The 15232-nt window shown below is 29.6% G+C and carries 14 protein-coding genes and 1 other annotated feature; of the genes, 9 read left to right on the top strand and 5 right to left on the bottom strand.

The features are described 5' to 3' along the window. Window positions 1-147: 147 nt before the first annotated feature. The 3 genes from JOC70_RS13580 (at window position 148) to JOC70_RS13570 (ending at window position 3799) form a co-directional block, all read left to right on the top strand. Entirely contained in the window at window positions 148-837 is a 690-nt protein-coding gene (locus JOC70_RS13580; protein ID WP_204599435.1) for a response regulator transcription factor, read from the top strand. Window positions 838-875: 38 nt separating this feature from the next. After that, on the top strand, window positions 876-2348 hold the full coding sequence (locus tag JOC70_RS13575; RefSeq protein WP_204599434.1) for a sensor histidine kinase: 1473 nt from the start codon (window positions 876-878) through the stop codon (window positions 2346-2348). Between the two features lie 107 nt (window positions 2349-2455). Then, window positions 2456-3799: a hypothetical protein gene (locus JOC70_RS13570; protein ID WP_204599433.1), complete on the top strand. Its 1344-nt coding sequence runs from the start codon at window positions 2456-2458 to the stop codon at window positions 3797-3799. A gap of 734 nt (window positions 3800-4533) precedes the next feature. Here JOC70_RS13570 and JOC70_RS13565 read toward each other — a convergent pair. After that, window positions 4534-4950 (bottom strand): carboxymuconolactone decarboxylase family protein, encoded by a 417-nt coding sequence (locus JOC70_RS13565; RefSeq protein WP_204599432.1) that lies wholly within the window; start codon window positions 4948-4950, stop codon window positions 4534-4536. A gap of 140 nt (window positions 4951-5090) precedes the next feature. On the opposite strand from JOC70_RS13565, the gene JOC70_RS13560 reads away from it, so the two are divergent. Both JOC70_RS13560 and brnQ read left to right on the top strand, forming a co-directional pair. Then, window positions 5091-5537: an Lrp/AsnC family transcriptional regulator gene (locus JOC70_RS13560; RefSeq protein WP_204599431.1), complete on the top strand. Its 447-nt coding sequence runs from the start codon at window positions 5091-5093 to the stop codon at window positions 5535-5537. Between the two features lie 66 nt (window positions 5538-5603). Continuing rightward, window positions 5604-5860, top strand: a binding site (T-box leader). Between the two features lie 120 nt (window positions 5861-5980). Then, a complete protein-coding gene (gene brnQ, locus JOC70_RS13555; protein ID WP_204599430.1) occupies window positions 5981-7324 on the top strand; it encodes a branched-chain amino acid transport system II carrier protein in 1344 nt (447 codons plus the stop codon). A 404-nt stretch (window positions 7325-7728) separates the two neighbouring features. On the opposite strand, the gene JOC70_RS13550 is transcribed toward brnQ, so the two are convergent. The 3 genes from JOC70_RS13550 to JOC70_RS13540 are packed head-to-tail and all read right to left on the bottom strand — an operon-like array spanning window position 7729 to window position 10187. Beyond that, window positions 7729-8172, bottom strand: a complete 444-nt coding sequence (locus tag JOC70_RS13550; protein ID WP_204599429.1) for a 2-thiouracil desulfurase family protein — start codon at window positions 8170-8172, stop codon at window positions 7729-7731. 59 nt (window positions 8173-8231) lie between these two features. Further along, window positions 8232-9287, bottom strand: coding sequence for a GGDEF domain-containing protein (locus JOC70_RS13545; RefSeq protein WP_204599428.1), 1056 nt, complete (start codon window positions 9285-9287; stop codon window positions 8232-8234). Window positions 9288-9299: 12 nt separating this feature from the next. Continuing rightward, the gene (locus tag JOC70_RS13540; RefSeq protein WP_204599427.1) at window positions 9300-10187 is read right to left on the bottom strand and encodes a diacylglycerol/lipid kinase family protein; all 888 of its coding nucleotides are present in this window, start codon (window positions 10185-10187) and stop codon (window positions 9300-9302) included. Window positions 10188-10366: 179 nt separating this feature from the next. Between JOC70_RS13540 and JOC70_RS13535 the strand changes: the two genes are divergently transcribed. Next, on the top strand, window positions 10367-11320 hold the full coding sequence (locus JOC70_RS13535; protein ID WP_204599426.1) for an RsmB/NOP family class I SAM-dependent RNA methyltransferase: 954 nt from the start codon (window positions 10367-10369) through the stop codon (window positions 11318-11320). Here the strand turns inward: JOC70_RS13535 and JOC70_RS13530 are convergent, their stop codons facing one another. Beyond that, window positions 11321-12244: a ribonuclease Z gene (locus JOC70_RS13530; RefSeq protein WP_204599425.1), complete on the bottom strand. Its 924-nt coding sequence runs from the start codon at window positions 12242-12244 to the stop codon at window positions 11321-11323. A gap of 171 nt (window positions 12245-12415) precedes the next feature. Between JOC70_RS13530 and JOC70_RS13525 the strand changes: the two genes are divergently transcribed. The 3 genes from JOC70_RS13525 (at window position 12416) to JOC70_RS13515 (ending at window position 15207) form a co-directional block, all read left to right on the top strand. After that, on the top strand, window positions 12416-13807 hold the full coding sequence (locus JOC70_RS13525; protein ID WP_204599424.1) for an MATE family efflux transporter: 1392 nt from the start codon (window positions 12416-12418) through the stop codon (window positions 13805-13807). A gap of 122 nt (window positions 13808-13929) precedes the next feature. Continuing rightward, window positions 13930-14154, top strand: coding sequence for a hypothetical protein (locus JOC70_RS13520; RefSeq protein WP_204599423.1), 225 nt, complete (start codon window positions 13930-13932; stop codon window positions 14152-14154). Window positions 14155-14343: 189 nt separating this feature from the next. Continuing rightward, the gene (locus JOC70_RS13515) at window positions 14344-15207 is read left to right on the top strand and encodes an MBL fold metallo-hydrolase (RefSeq protein ID WP_204599422.1); all 864 of its coding nucleotides are present in this window, start codon (window positions 14344-14346) and stop codon (window positions 15205-15207) included. The last annotated feature ends 25 nt before the right edge of the window (window positions 15208-15232 follow it).

Here is a 15232-nt window from a genome sequence, read left to right as displayed (position 1 = left end):
TTTTTATGTGGTAAATATACCAATAAAAATCATCTCATTATATTAGCATAGTTATTTTATGGAATCATATATCTATGTTTACAACTTGGCAATAAATAATTGATAATATAGAAAGTGATATTTAATATAGGATAAGAGGTAGAGAAAATGAGAGAAAAGATACTTGTTGTAGAAGACGAAGAAGCAATAAGAGACATATTGACTCATTATTTGAAGAAGGAAGGGTACGAAGTTTTTGAAGCAGAGTGTGGAGAAATGGCACTTGAATTAATAAATGATAAAAGAATGGATTTAGTTTTACTAGATTTAATGCTTCCCGATATAGGTGGATATGATGTGTGCAGGAGCATATCAAGTAAACATAAAATTCCTATAATAATGCTTACTGCTAAAAATGATATAGTTGATAAAATACTAGGGCTGGAACTTGGAGCAGATGATTATATTACAAAACCCTTTGATATAAGAGAAGTGCTAGTTAGAATAAAAGTTGCATTGAGACGAATGGAAGATTTAATCAGAATAGAGAACAAGGATGAGGAGACCATTAAACTTCCATATGATATAGAGATTTTTATAAATAGTAGAGAAGTTTATAAAGATTGCAATCTTATAAAATTAAAACCTAAGGAATTTCAATTACTTTTGATACTTGCAGAAAACAGAAAAGTAGTATTTACACGTAACAAGCTTTTAGAAAAGGTATGGGGATTTGATTTTGAGGGGGAAAGTAGAACTGTGGACGTACATATTCAAAGAATTAGAAAAAAGCTTGGTATTGAAAAGGGAGATGCTTTAATAGAAACAGTTTTTGGATTAGGATATAAAATGCTTTAGTAAAGGTTAATAGAACATGAAATAAAGGAGATAGCCTAATGAAGTTTTCTATAAAGTATAAACTTTTAATTGGACTTTTAATAATATTTTGTATAAGTTTTAATTTATTAAGTTTCTTTTTAAATGAAGCATCCTTTAAAAATAATGAAAAAGTTATAGCAGCGGAGCTTTATGATAAACAAAGAGATATATATTTTTATCTTATAAGTTATATTAAGCTAAATAAATTAGATGTAAAGGAAGATAATATAAAGATACAAGCTCAAAGCATGGCACTACAGGTATCCTCTAAATTGGAAAGCAGAGTAAGCATATATGATTCTAAAGGAGAGTTTTTATTTGATACGGAATATGGAGAGGAAAAGTCAAATGATGCATATACAGAGGAAGTAGATAAACTTATTAAAACTGCTAAAAAAAATAAGTCCCTGTACGGTATTATAAAGGATGGGGACAAGTATAAGGCTGTGTTTGTTGGAAGTTTATATTTAGATAATAAGTTTATAGGGATAATAAGCTTTTCAAAGGATTACACTAATCTTTTTAATTGGAGCAGGGAGCTTCTAAACAATATAAAACTATTTATGATAGTAGTTTTTATAGTAACTTTTTTACTTTCCATTGTTCTTGCAAGTAGCATAATAAATCCAATAAAAAAATTAAGTGAAAGAACAAAGGAAATAGCTTTAGGGAATTATTCACCAATTCACATAAATACAACAGATGAAGTAGGAGAACTTTCTCAAAATTTTAACTTCATGCAAGACAAAATAAAACAGCAAATAAAAACAATAGAAAAGGATAGGGACAATTTATTAAAGCTACAAAAGCATAGAAAGTATTTTTTTGATAATGCAACTCATGAAATGAAAACTCCTCTAACAATAATAAGCGGATATACACAAATGCTTATGGATGAGGGAAGAGAAGATGAGAAAATATTTAAGAAAACAACAATGCGAATAAAGAAGGAAGCAGATAATATGCACAGTATGGTAGTAGAACTTTTAGATATGTCTAAAATTCAATCTAGTATTTCCTATGATGAAAATATAAATTTATCAGTTCTTATGGGTAGTGTATGTGAAGATATGAAACTAAAAGCATCTAAGTATGATATTAAAATTGAAAGTAACTTGGGAAGAGATATATACGTTTATGGGAGTACTGATGAAATTAGAAGAATGATAATAAATATTTTAGACAATTCCATAAAATATGGTGCATTAAAATCATGTGTTCAAGTATTACTTACTAAAGCTAACGGTCAAGCTTTAGTAAGTATAAAAGACAGGGGTAAAGGAATACCTAAAGAAGAGTTGAATAAAATATTTCAGCCTTTTTATAGAGCAAATAAAAATATGCCAAAAAATAGAGAAGGAAATGGATTGGGACTTGCCATAGTTAAAGATATAGTGGATAAACATCATGGAACTATAGATATTAATAGCAAATTAAACGAAGGAACTGAAGTTATTATAAAAATTCCTCTGAAATGTAGTAAGATTTAGTATTTGTTTACAACTTAGCAATAACTAGTAAACGGTTTGGAAAAAAGAAGTATATATGATATATATAACAGCAATGAAATTGCCAAAAGAATAGGGAGGAATTAACAATGAAAGGAAATCTCACAGGAACTATTTTAAAAATAGCAATACCGGTAGCATTGATAGGAGGAGCGTTTGTTTTAGAGCATATGTTTAATGATAAAGCAGAAAATTTTACAAATAGTATAAAGGTTATTTCAGAAAATAATTCTCAAATTTCAATAGTAGATGATAAGCCTTTAGAAATTGTAGATAAAAAATCCTATGGAAACATACAAGGTATGTCAGAAAATTATGGATTTATAAGTAACAATGAAATTTTAGTAGGAATAGGGTTAAACAAGGAAGAGTTTTATAAAAAGTATACAAAAGATTCTAATAAAATGACAAGGGAAGAAAATGATAATGCTTATGAAGATATGTATGGTAAAATATACAAAATTAAATTAGACACTCTTGAAAAAACTCCTATAAAGGTAAATAACAAATTAATATCTAATAGGTTAGTAATGGCAGGGCTTTCACCAGATAGAACAAAATTTAACTTTCATGATTTATCTAAAGTATATAATTATAATTTAACAAGAGATAATTTTCAGATTGTAAAAGATGTAAATATAGCAGAAGAAGAAGAACATGGCAATTGGTCTCAGGATTCAAAGTATTTTATAGGCTATAAGGATGGAGACTTAGAACTTTACAATATTGAAACGAGAACAACTAAAATAGTAAAAGTAAAAAGCGATAACTTGTATATAAGCGCAATTCCAAGCTTTTATAGTGAAAATGGGGAAGAAATATATTTTATAGGGGAAGAAAAACAAAAGAGTTTTGGCAAAGGTGATCCAAGAAGGCAAGGAATATATAAGGTAAATTCAAATACAGGTAAAATTCAAGATGTTATGATACTTCCTTATGTAGATAGAACTAGTAATAAATTTGGGAAATCAAATTATAAAGAAAACTGCATACCTTCAGTTGAGTATTATGTATTAGATGAGGGAAAGAGGATATTATTTGAGGGGATTTTAGATGATGTAGATGGTACTTATATTTATGATGTGGAAAAGAAAGAATTTCATACGGCTATAACTCATATAGACTCTAAAGAGGGATCATTTTCATCACCTTGTTACTTATCTCCTGATAAAACTAAGGTTGCATATATGAATAGAGCAAATGAAAATGGAAAAGAGGTTTGGAATCTTTATGCAGCTAAGATAAATGGTAATTCCTTCACAAGCAGAGTCCTTATAAAAAAGGATATAAATTTAGCAAGCTCTTTGTCTAATGTTGTACAGTGGTCACAGGATAGCAAGAAAATTTTATTTTTTAACACAGATAAAGTAGAAGTTAAAAATGGATTTGCAATCAATGATAAATCAGTTGTGAATTTGATAACATTTAAGTAGGATATTGCGACGTTTTCAATGCTCAGGTTTGCATAGAATTTTCATCTAAGAAGGCGGTTCATTTCGCCAAGAGCGGCTAATATTTATAAATTTAAAATCCCTAAGCCTCCTAAACTCGCTGTCGCTCAGACAGTAGGAGGTTCTTAACGGAATTTTCAATTTATGAATAAAGCTGTTTTAAAGCTTATTCAATGCCTTCTACGATGAAAATTCTATGCTCCCAGAGCATTAAAAAGTTCTTCATGTAAACTGCTGAAGGAAGAAATTCAGCCAACTGAATTTCTAAAATATTTTAGAAATTAGCACATAAAGATCTTTTAGGGCGGAAGCCCTTTAGGTTACAAGAACTTGTACGGAATAAATGGAAAAATTTAATTTGTAAATTAAAGATATGGGAATATGATAAAAGGTTCTTAATAAAAAATTGTATTATTATTTTTCCACCTATCGGTCTTCGGGCTTATTAGCCCTTTGATAAGTATCAATTTAAAGACATTTTTAATGTTAAATTTAGTATGGGTTCTGCATTGTAGAAAGCATTAAACAAGCAATTATAAGCTCTTTATCTCTCAATTTAAATCACCGTAAAGAACTTTCTACTGTCTGAGCTACAGCGAGTTTAGAAAGTTTAGGTGATTTAAATTGAGAGATATTAGAGCTTCTTTGCGCAGTGAACGCTTTCTTAAATGCAGAACCCATACGGAAGATTTAACATTAAAAATGTTGTAATATTTCTATATTGAACAATTTGGCTGTAAATCAAGTAATGCTCCAAATTTTTGACAAGCTGTAATAAAACATATTAATGCAAAAAGCTCAGAGATTTCTTTGTCATCAAACTCTTCTTTTAATGCACTAAAATGTATATTATCAAAAGATATATTTTTAGAGGACATATCTGCAAATTTAACAGCTGTTAAAACTTTTAAATTAGAAATATTGTTAGATGGTCTACCTTTTGCCATACAATATTGACAACCATTATTAAATGCAAGAGTACGACGGACCTCTTCTTTTAGCTCGGCACTAAAAGTATTGGAGTTGAATATGCTATTTTCGAGATCAGTCCATTTTTCTAATATATCTTTGTTATGACCTAGTAATTGTTGAAATGGTGTAAAACCTTCATGTGAGAAAACTATTCTTGCCATATTAAATCTCCTTTATTAATACAAATCTTATTTTGTATAATATATTATATATAAAATAAAATTTGTATTGTATTTCATATGATATATAATATAGAAGTATATATACCAATTGAAACGATTATAAGAAGGAATGATTACAAATGAAATTTGATGAAATTGATATGTTAATCTTATCAGAATTACAGAAAAATAGTAGATTATCAATTAGAGAATTGTCAAAACGAATTAATCTTTCACCGCCATCTGTTACTGAAAGGGTGAAAAGACTTGAGGATTATGGGGTAATTGAAGAATATACAATTAAAATAAATAAGAAAAAACTTGGATTAACTATTGATTGTATAATAAAAGTTACTATGAAAAACGGGGAATATGAAAGATTTAAGGCATTTATAAAAGAGTATAAAAGAAGTGAATGGTGTTATAGAATTGCTGGGGATAGTTGTTTTTTAATCAAGCTATCTGTTAAAACTTTAAGTGAAATAGAAGAATTTATTGATGAAATATCATCATATGCGATAACAATAACTAATATCGCTTTTTCAGAGATTGAGGTGAATAATGATATTAGTAAGTTTTTATTTTAACAAAATTAATTATTGACAGAGTTTAGTATATATGATATAAAATATGTAAGTCAATTAAATACACATGTAAATTCTATGAAGAGAAAAAGTAATCTATTTTATTGTTCCACAGAGAGTTGGCATTTTGCTGAAAGCCAATGTTCAAAGAATAGTTGAAAATCATCTCTGAGAAGCAAAGCTGAAGGATATTTAGTAAGCGATGCAGGTAGTCCACCGTTAAAAGGAACACGTATTATAATGTACGTTGATGAGTGTTATGAATTAATTGTTGTATATTAATTTATGGAACTAGGGTGGTAGCGCGAGTATAACTCGTCCCTTATATAGGGACGAGTTTTTTATTTTTTTAAAATAAGAAATAAAGGGGGGATGATTATGGAAAGTGATATTGATATTATAATCTGTAATCATAAATTAAAAAATATAAATCGGGGGTTTTTAAAATGGAAAAAATGGATAGAAAGAATTTATTATTTGTAAGTTTAATGATATTTTCAATGTTTTTTGGAGCAGGTAATTTAATATTCCCACCACAATTAGGACAATTATCAGGAACAAATATGCTGGTATCAATGGGAGGGTTTTTAATTTCAGCAGTAGGACTTCCAATACTTGCAATTGCTGTAGTTGCTAAAGCAGGTGGACTTCATATACTAGCAAGTCGTGTACATCCGACTTTTGCACTTGCATTTACCATATTAATTTATTTATCAATAGGACCATTCTTAGGAATACCTAGAGCAGCTAGTTTAGCATTTGAAATGGGAATTTCACCATTTTTATCAAGTACATTAACTACCAGTAAGTTGCCATTATTTATATATACTTTATTTTACTTTGGAATAGCATTTTGGTTATGTATGTCACCATCGAAACTTGTAGATAGATTTGGAAAAGTTTTAACACCTACATTATTGATTTTGATAGCAAGTATATTTGTATTCGGTTTATTTAAACCTATTGGTACATTTGCAGCACCAAGTGGTGACTATGCACATTTTCCTTTACTTAAGGGATTTTTAGATGGATATATGACAATGGATGCTATAGCAGCACTTAATTTTGGTATAGTAATTTCTATAGCTCTTCAACAAATGGGAGTAAAAGAAGAAAGAGCTATTGTATCAAATACAATAAAGGCAGGAGCAATAGCGGGGCTGTTTTTAACAATAATATATGGAATGCTTGCGTATTTAGGAGCTGTTTCACAGACAAGATTTGGAGCAACTGAAAATGGAGCTCAAACACTTACAAATGTAGTATTTTACTTATTTGGACAAAATGGATCAGTTGTGTTGGGATTAATATTTTCACTTGCTTGCTTAACAACATCAGTAGGACTTTTAACATCTTGTAGTCAATACTTTACAAAATTAATGCCAAGAGTTTCATATAAAACTTGGGTTACGATATTATCAGTATCCAGTATGATGTTTGCAAATGTAGGACTTACACAAATACTTAAGTTTTCAGTTCCAGCATTAACAGCGATATATCCAATGGCAATTGTTCTTATGGTACTTGCATTTACTAATGACTTTTTTAATGGAAGTACTTATGTGTATTTATTTACTATGATATTTACTTCCGTTGTTAGCATTTTAGATGCATTAGGACAATTTGGATTAAAGTTTGATGTACTTAACAGCTTACCTCTTTATTCGAAGGGACTTGGTTGGATAGTTCCAGCATTAGTTGGCGCTTTAGTAGGATTTGTTTTTGGAAGCTTTAGCAATAAGAATGTTGAAGAAAAGACTACTTTAGAATCTGATAAGGTAGGAGCATAAATTAGAAATATCACCTACACCTGTTGAAGGAAGAAATTAAGCCAATTGAATTTGTAAAATATTTTAGGAATTAGTACACAAAGATCTTTTAGGGCGGCAGCTCGGACGTTACAAGAGCTGATACGAAATAAATGAAGAAATTTAGTATAGGTTCTGCATTGTAGAAAGCATTGAACAAGCAATTAGAAGCTCTTTATCTCTCAATTTAAATCACTGTAAAGAACTTTCTACTGTCTGAGCGTCAGCGAGTTTAGAAAGTTTAGGCGATTTAAATTGAGAGATATTGGAGCTTCTTTGCGTAGTGAACGCTTTCTTAAATGCAGAACCCAGACGAAAGATTTAACATTAAAAATGTAGCAATGTCCTTTAATTATGAATAAGGTTGTGTAATGCAATTATGACTTCTACAATGCTGCAGTTTCTAAATCATTTTCTGTATACACTTCCACTCCGTTTTTAATTAAAAGCTCTGTGGTAAAACCATTTCCTTTTATTAATTTACCTGAAAATGTACCATCGTATATAAAGCCACAACCACAGGAAGGACTTTTAGATTTTAATATCGCCTTTTTAATGCCTATAGCTTTTGCAACTGCTAAAGTCTTTTCTGCACCAGTCATAAATTTTTCAGTTAAATCTTCTCCATCTTTATTAACTATTTGTTTATTACCGTTTTTACCTACAACAATTTCACAAGGCACCCTTGGAGTAGGTAATCCTGCTAATTGCTCTGGACATATTGCTATAGCTTTACCTTCTTTAACTAATTTTAATATAACTTCATTTTCATTGTTGTTGCCATCATATCTGCAATTAATTCCAGCTAAACATGAACTTACTAAATACATTCTTTAACATCTCCTTTTGTAATTTTGTATAGAGTCATTGACGAGATACTAAAATGATGTTATGCATCTATGACTTTATTTTTTCCTGTATTTTTAGCTAAGTATAATCTATAATCAGCTTTGTCTAAAAGATCTCTTACAGTTTGTCCATCGTTAGGATAATAACTAATTCCAAAACTACAAGTAATTTTTATTAATTTACTATTCAATTTGATTACATTTTTAGTAATCTTATTACGAATATCTTCTATTTGATTATATATATTTGATATATCTTCTTTATGCACACAAGCTATAAATTCTTCTCCACCATACCTTGCTAAAATATTGCCTTTTAAAGACTTTTTTAATAAGTTAGAAGTTTTAATTAATACTTCATCTCCAAAAGAGTGCCCATGAGTATCGTTTACCTTTTTAAAATTATCTATGTCAATTATTACAGTAGCAAAGGGCTCCTGAGATTTCCTTAGTTTTTCATTTAAAGTATCAAAAAAGTATTTTCTATTATAAATATTAAGCAATGGATCTTTGTTTGAGGATTCTAAAAGTTTGTTATATAAAGAAGCATTTTCTAAAGCAATTCCAATTTGATTTGCGATAGAAGTAATGAAAGATATAAGTTCGCCTGTAAAAAAATCACGATAGGTATGTCCTGCTATAATATAGCCTATAAAAGTATTATTAAAGTAAATAGGGACACCTATAATAGAATGAATAATTTGACCTTCAAAGTTTTTATATGATAAAGGCCAATTACAATTTAAACGAAAAAATTTCTCCTTTGGCAATAATGGATAGAAGTATAATTCTTCTAGTGATTGACTTGTGTATATATTAGTTGATTTAATAATAAATTCATCATTTTCTTTAGTGAGAATAGTGGAATAAGTTACGCCCAGTATTCCTATCATCATATCATTAATCATTTGCATTAAATTTTTATTATATATATTAGAATTAATATACTTACTAATTTCAACTATATTAACTAGGCAGTCTAGCTTTTTTTCCAGCAATATATTTTTGCTGCTTAATTTTTGTATAACTCCTTCAGCAAAAGTTTGATAGGTTTCATAATCGTGTTTTAAATTCTCATAAGACTCAATAGTACTCATGTTTTACACCTCTTATGTATTAATAAATACAAAGTTTACTTTTTTTATAACCATCTCAAATTTTACGTTTTCATTTTCAAATATTTCACCATCTATATTTATTTTCATATTTTGTTTAGAATAAATTTGTATGTTAGAACCTTTGTAAAAGGTAACATAATCTTTTAAGGTTTCATGATTTCCTTTAATTAAAACTGGAAACAACCTTAGTATATTTAATTTACTCATATTTTTTACAATGCATATATCAAAGTTATTATTAAATGGATTAGCGTAGGGTAATACCTTCATACCCCCTCCATAGTACTTACCATTGCCTATAGCTATTAGTAAAACTTTGTCATTTATACAAGTGCCGTCTATATGAATTTCAATATTGTAGGATGAATAGTTAATTAAGGTAGTAAATATGCTAAGGAAATAGGATAGTTTTGATGGAATTAGTGGATTTCTTTTAAATATCTTTGCATTATATGCTATTTCTGCATCAATTCCAACAGAAGATATATTTATAAAATATTTATTGTTTACTTTACCAATATTAATAAGTTTTGTTTTACCATTTATTAAACTTGTTATAAGCTTATCTGCATTTAAAGAACTATATACAGTTTTTATAAAGTCGTTGCCAGAGCCAGCTGGAATTACTGCTAGCGAGCAGGAACTGTATACCATTCCATTTAATACTTCATTTAGGGTTCCATCTCCACCTACGGCATATAATCTAACATCTTCTTCTAAACAGTGTTTTTTTGCAATTTCAGTAGCATGTCCAGGATATTCGGTGGGCTCAATAATATAATTTATATTTTCTTGAATACATATCTTGTATATAATGGGAATTAATTTTTTGGCATAGCCTTTACCAGAAGTAGGATTTACTATAAATATATGTTTCATTGGCCACCTCAAATGATAAATCTTAATTTTAACAAGTATGTTAAAATAGTTTTACCCTAATTATACCATTTAAATAGTATATTAAAAAGGTATTTTGATACATACAAGCTTTTATGTATAAAAAATAGGACACATTAATAAAATGTAGTATTACACACCACAAAATGGGGGGAGTTCACATGGAAATAAAAAATGCTGCCTATAAACTTCCTAAGGAATTTTTAGGAATGCTTTATAGTATTTATTCTCCTGTTACTGTTGATGGTATACTCAAAAGTTTTATAGAAGGAAGGAAAACTACATTAAGGGCAAATAAATTAAAGACAAGTATTATGGAAATTCAAAAAGAACTTCGTGAAAATAGCATAAGTTTTTCCAATAGCAGTTTGTTAAAGGAAGCTTTCATATTAAATAAAGTAAAGGAACCACAGATTACAAAACTTAACTGCTATAATACAGGTAGTATATATCTTCAAAATCTTTCAAGTATGATTCCACCACTGCTCCTAGATTTGGAAATGGGACAAACTATATTAGATATGTGTGCAGCTCCAGGCGGTAAAACTACTGAAATTGCATCAATTATAGATAATCAAGGAGAAGTTACAGCAAATGAAATAAACACTATAAGGCGAGAAAGGCTAAAATACAATATACAAAAACAAGGAGCAAGTTGTATAGAGGTAATAGGTATGGATGGCAAAGTACTTGGAGATACATTTGAAGAAAGATTTGATAGAGTTCTTTTAGATGCACCTTGTTCAGGAGAGGGCACAATTGAGATTAAAAGACGTGAAAGCTATAAAGGATGGAGTACTAAATTTATACGTGAAAATTCAAAGCTCCAAAAAAAGCTTTTAGAAAGTGGAATTAAGGCATTAAAAAAGGGAGGGATACTTATTTATTCCACCTGCACTATTTCACCAGAGGAAAATGAAGAAGTAATTGACTATGTTCTAAATAAATATCCAAACTTAAGAGTTATGAATTTAAGTATAAATGTAAAAAATTCCATACAAGGGTTAAATGTATATAAGGATAAAAAATATAATGATAATCTTAAAAAAGCCCTTAGGGTAATACCAAATGAAGAGATGGAAGGCTTTTTTGTATGCAAATTAAAAAAGAAATAGCTAATCTTGAAATTTTAATGTTACAGTCTTTCTATCCTCTCCAATAGAGGTGTTTTTAAATATATTTTTGGCATTATCTAAAAAGCTTTTAGGATCCATAAGTGAAGGGCTAAAGTGAGTAAGCCAAAGCTCTTTTACTTCTGCATCTTTGGATAAGGTAGCTGCTTCTGAAAAAAGCATATGGTTATTTTCCTCTGCCTTTGAAAGCTTATCATCTTCACCATACATTCCCTCACATATAAATAAATCTGAATTTTTTACAAAGGGTATAATAGAAGGTACAGGACGACTATCTGTTAAATAACTTATCTTTATGCCCTTTCTACTTTCTCCAAGTATCATATCTGGTGTATATATTTTTCCTTCAAATTTTATGTCTTCTCCTCTTTGCAAAGTATTCCAAAGCTTTAATGGAACATTATTTTGGATGGCTTTTTCTTTATTAAATTTATTCTTTCTATTTACAGTTATACTGTACCCTAAGCATGGGGAAGTATGCTGAAGTGGAAGGGCATAAATATCTAAATCTCCTAATTCAAATAATTTATCTTCATAATAACTTTTATCAAAGGGAAGTTCTACAAGGTCAAGAGAATATGGTAAATAAGGGGATACTACCGTAAGACCATCTATCACCTTAGATAAGCCTTCGGGGCCTATTATAGTCAAAGGAGTTTCTCTGCCTGAATTTGCAATGGTAAGCAACAGTCCAGGAAGTCCTATAACATGATCTGCGTGGAAATGAGTTAAACATATAACATCTATATCCTTAAATCCCCAGCCTAAAAGTTTCATAGAAACTTGGGTACCTTCTCCACAGTCTATAAGTACTTTATGACCTTTATAAGATAAGAGTAATGAAGAAAGATATCTATAAGGGGTAGGCATACTGCCGCCGCATCCTAATAAACATACATCAAGCATTTATAATCACCTCTAAAAATATTATAAAGGATATTTTATATAATTATACATAGTTGCAAGGAATAAAGTCATTAAAGTTTTATTAAAATAACTTAGAACATATCTTCTATATTATATTTATAAGTGATATAATTGTACAGGCTTAATTTTCGGGAATCGAGAGGTAATGTTATGGATAATAAATTAAATTTAACAGAGGGAAAGATACTAAATATACTTATAAAATTATCATTACCCATTATGGGGACGTCATTTATTCAAATGTCTTGCAATCTTATTAATATGTTGTATTTAGGAAGACTCAGCAGCAGCTCTGTAGCAGCAGTTGGAACAGCAGGTTTTTTCACATGGCTTGCAACAGGTATTATATTTGTACCTAGAGCTGGGGCAGAAATTGGTGTATCTCAATCCATGGGAAGAGAAAAGATACAAGATGCAAAGAAATATGTACAAAATACACTACAGCTTGATATAATCTTAGGAATCATATATGCCTTAGTACTTATAATATTCAGAAAGCAGCTTATAGGATTTTTTAATTTAGGAGATAAAAACATAATCCATATGGCAGAAACATATCTTACAGTTATTTCTTTAGGTATGAGCTTTTATTTTATAAATCCTGTATTTACAGGAATATTTAATGGATATGGGGATAGTAAGACGCCTTTTAAAATAAATACCATAGGACTTTTAATAAATATAGTTGTAGATCCATTTATAATATTTGGTATAGGGCCTTTTCCAGCCCTTGGAGTAGTAGGAGCAGCTATAGGTACAGTGATGGGACAATTTGTAGTAACAATCATATTTTTATATAATATATTTAAGAAAACAGACTTATTCAATGAGGTACACATTTTTAATAAACCTGACTTGAAATTTTTGAAAAAGATATTTCATTTTGGGCTACCTGTAGCATTACAAAATGTTCTGTTTACAGTATTTGCTATGTTTATTGCAAGAATAGTAGCTTCTTTTGGGGATACTGCAATTGCAGTGCAAAAGGTGGGGTCTCAAATTGAAGCGTTGTCTTGGATGACTGCAGAGGGATTTGCAACGGCCATGGGTGCTTTTGTAGGGCAAAACTTTGGAGCAAAGAAATGGAATAGAATAAACAAGGGGTATACTACAGCTATGATTGGAATAAGCGCTGTAGGTATAGTTACTTCACTACTTTTAATACTAGGGGGAAGGGCGTTATTTGCAGTATTTATACCTGAAGCAGATGTTATTCCATATGGAGCAGATTATTTAAGAATTTTGGGATTTTCTCAGCTTCTAATGTGTTATGAAATAACTACAGCTGGAGCATTTAATGGATTAGGGAAAACCATTCCGCCAGCTGTAGTGGGGATAGTGTTTACAGCCCTTAGAATACCTGGTGCAATATGGCTATCACAGCCGAATATGTTAGGACTTAATGGAGTGTGGTGGAGTATAAGCATAAGTAGTATACTAAAGGGAGTTATACTCACTTCTTATTTTCTGTATATACTTTTAAAGCAAAATAGAACTATAAAAGAAAAAGAACGAATACTACAGAAACAAGTGGAACTTTAACCTCCACTTGTATTTTTGTAATCATCATTTGGAAGAATTATTATATTTCGAAAATAGGTTATAAAATAATGTAATTTGATAAATCATAATTCTATAAATAAAATAGAAGGGTGGCTATCATAATGGAAGGAAAAATAATAATTGACAAATTAATAGATACACTTGAAGCAAAGGGTGAAATAAGTTTCAACGATGGAACAAAAGAATTGTTTATTCAAACTGTAGACGATAAAGAGGGTTATTCCTATGTAAGTAGTACAAATGAGGAATTTATAAGCAGCAGAGATGCCGTGGAATGGGCAGTTGAAGAATTGAATGGTATTGATAATATAATGACTTGGGAATAAATTTGAATTACTTAATTGTTCATTAACTAGGGTGTTTTTACTCTAGTTTTATTTTTAATATTTATTTTAAAATATATTGAATTATCAGTTTTGAATATTATTACAGAAGATGATAATATATTTATATCATTAGAAATCAATCTTTAAATTATAATAGTAAGATATTTTCTTTGAAAGGGTGGTTAATTGATGGAGAACATAATAAATGTAACAGGTGGAGAAGGCAGCAGTACCGCATTTTTGATAATTGGAGAAGATAAAACAGCATTAATTGATTGTGGAATGGCCTACTGTGCCTCTGATCTTATTAAAAATATTCAGCAAGTACTTGATAATGGAAGAAAGTTAGATTATATACTTCTTAGTCATTCTCATTACGATCATATGGGAGCTGTTCCATATTTAAGAGAGGTGTGGCCTGATGTTAAAGTGATGGCAGCAGAATACGCAAAAAATGTTTTAACTAAGGAAAGTGCATTAAAAACCATTAGAGAACTTGGCAATGGAGCTGCTGTACTTTATGGAGAAGGTCAATTGTTAGATTATGATGATAGCTTAATAAGAGTAGATGAAAAAGTCTCAGAATGTGATTTGCTGGATTTGGGAGGTACAATAATCACTGTACTAGAAACCCCTGGACATACTAAATGTTCATTATCATTTTTAGTTAATAATGAGGTTATTTTTCCAAGTGAAACATCTGGAGTTATGAGTAAGTCAGGAAAAAATTATCCTTCATTTATAATCAGTTATTATCAAACAATAGACTCTATTAAAAAATGCCAGAGAGCAAATGCAAAATATATTGTATCACCTCATTTGGGTTTCGTAAGTGAAGATGAATTTCCTACATATTGGGAAAAGTCTATGGAAGCTGCAAATAATACAAGAAATTTTGTACTTGAATTATTTCAAGAAGGGTATGATGAAGATAAAATTTTTGAAGAATATAAAAAGAATTTTCAAGATGAAGAAGCTAGATCTCTTCAACCAGAACGTGCTTTTGAGATAAATAATAGGGCTATGATTAAATCAATAATTAATAATAAGTAAATATAAAATAATAGAATACTTTATG

Origin of the sequence: Clostridium pascui, from assembly GCF_016908015.1 — a bacterium.
GTDB classification, from domain to species: domain Bacteria; phylum Bacillota; class Clostridia; order Clostridiales; family Clostridiaceae; genus Clostridium_AK; species Clostridium_AK pascui.
Note: the sequence above shows the minus strand (reverse complement) of the source record. Positions and strands in the feature narration are given on the sequence as shown.

Bases quoted from the DNA above. Each gene is read 5' to 3' on its own strand.
- JOC70_RS13575 (WP_204599434.1), top strand. From the start codon at position 876: ATGAAGTTTTCTATAAAGTATAAACTTTTAATTGGACTTTTAATAATA.
- JOC70_RS13565 (WP_204599432.1), bottom strand. From the start codon at position 4,950: ATGGCAAGAATAGTTTTCTCACATGAAGGTTTTACACCATTTCAACAA.
- brnQ (WP_204599430.1), top strand. From the start codon at position 5,981: ATGGAAAAAATGGATAGAAAGAATTTATTATTTGTAAGTTTAATGATA.
- JOC70_RS13545 (WP_204599428.1), bottom strand. From the start codon at position 9,287: ATGAGTACTATTGAGTCTTATGAGAATTTAAAACACGATTATGAAACC.
- JOC70_RS13580 (WP_204599435.1), top strand. From the start codon at position 148: ATGAGAGAAAAGATACTTGTTGTAGAAGACGAAGAAGCAATAAGAGAC.
- JOC70_RS13535 (WP_204599426.1), top strand. From the start codon at position 10,367: ATGGAAATAAAAAATGCTGCCTATAAACTTCCTAAGGAATTTTTAGGA.
- JOC70_RS13540 (WP_204599427.1), bottom strand. From the start codon at position 10,187: ATGAAACATATATTTATAGTAAATCCTACTTCTGGTAAAGGCTATGCC.
- JOC70_RS13550 (WP_204599429.1), bottom strand. From the start codon at position 8,172: ATGTATTTAGTAAGTTCATGTTTAGCTGGAATTAATTGCAGATATGAT.
- JOC70_RS13525 (WP_204599424.1), top strand. From the start codon at position 12,416: ATGGATAATAAATTAAATTTAACAGAGGGAAAGATACTAAATATACTT.
- JOC70_RS13515 (WP_204599422.1), top strand. From the start codon at position 14,344: ATGGAGAACATAATAAATGTAACAGGTGGAGAAGGCAGCAGTACCGCA.
- JOC70_RS13530 (WP_204599425.1), bottom strand. From the start codon at position 12,244: ATGCTTGATGTATGTTTATTAGGATGCGGCGGCAGTATGCCTACCCCT.
- JOC70_RS13570 (WP_204599433.1), top strand. From the start codon at position 2,456: ATGAAAGGAAATCTCACAGGAACTATTTTAAAAATAGCAATACCGGTA.
- JOC70_RS13560 (WP_204599431.1), top strand. From the start codon at position 5,091: ATGAAATTTGATGAAATTGATATGTTAATCTTATCAGAATTACAGAAA.
- JOC70_RS13520 (WP_204599423.1), top strand. From the start codon at position 13,930: ATGGAAGGAAAAATAATAATTGACAAATTAATAGATACACTTGAAGCA.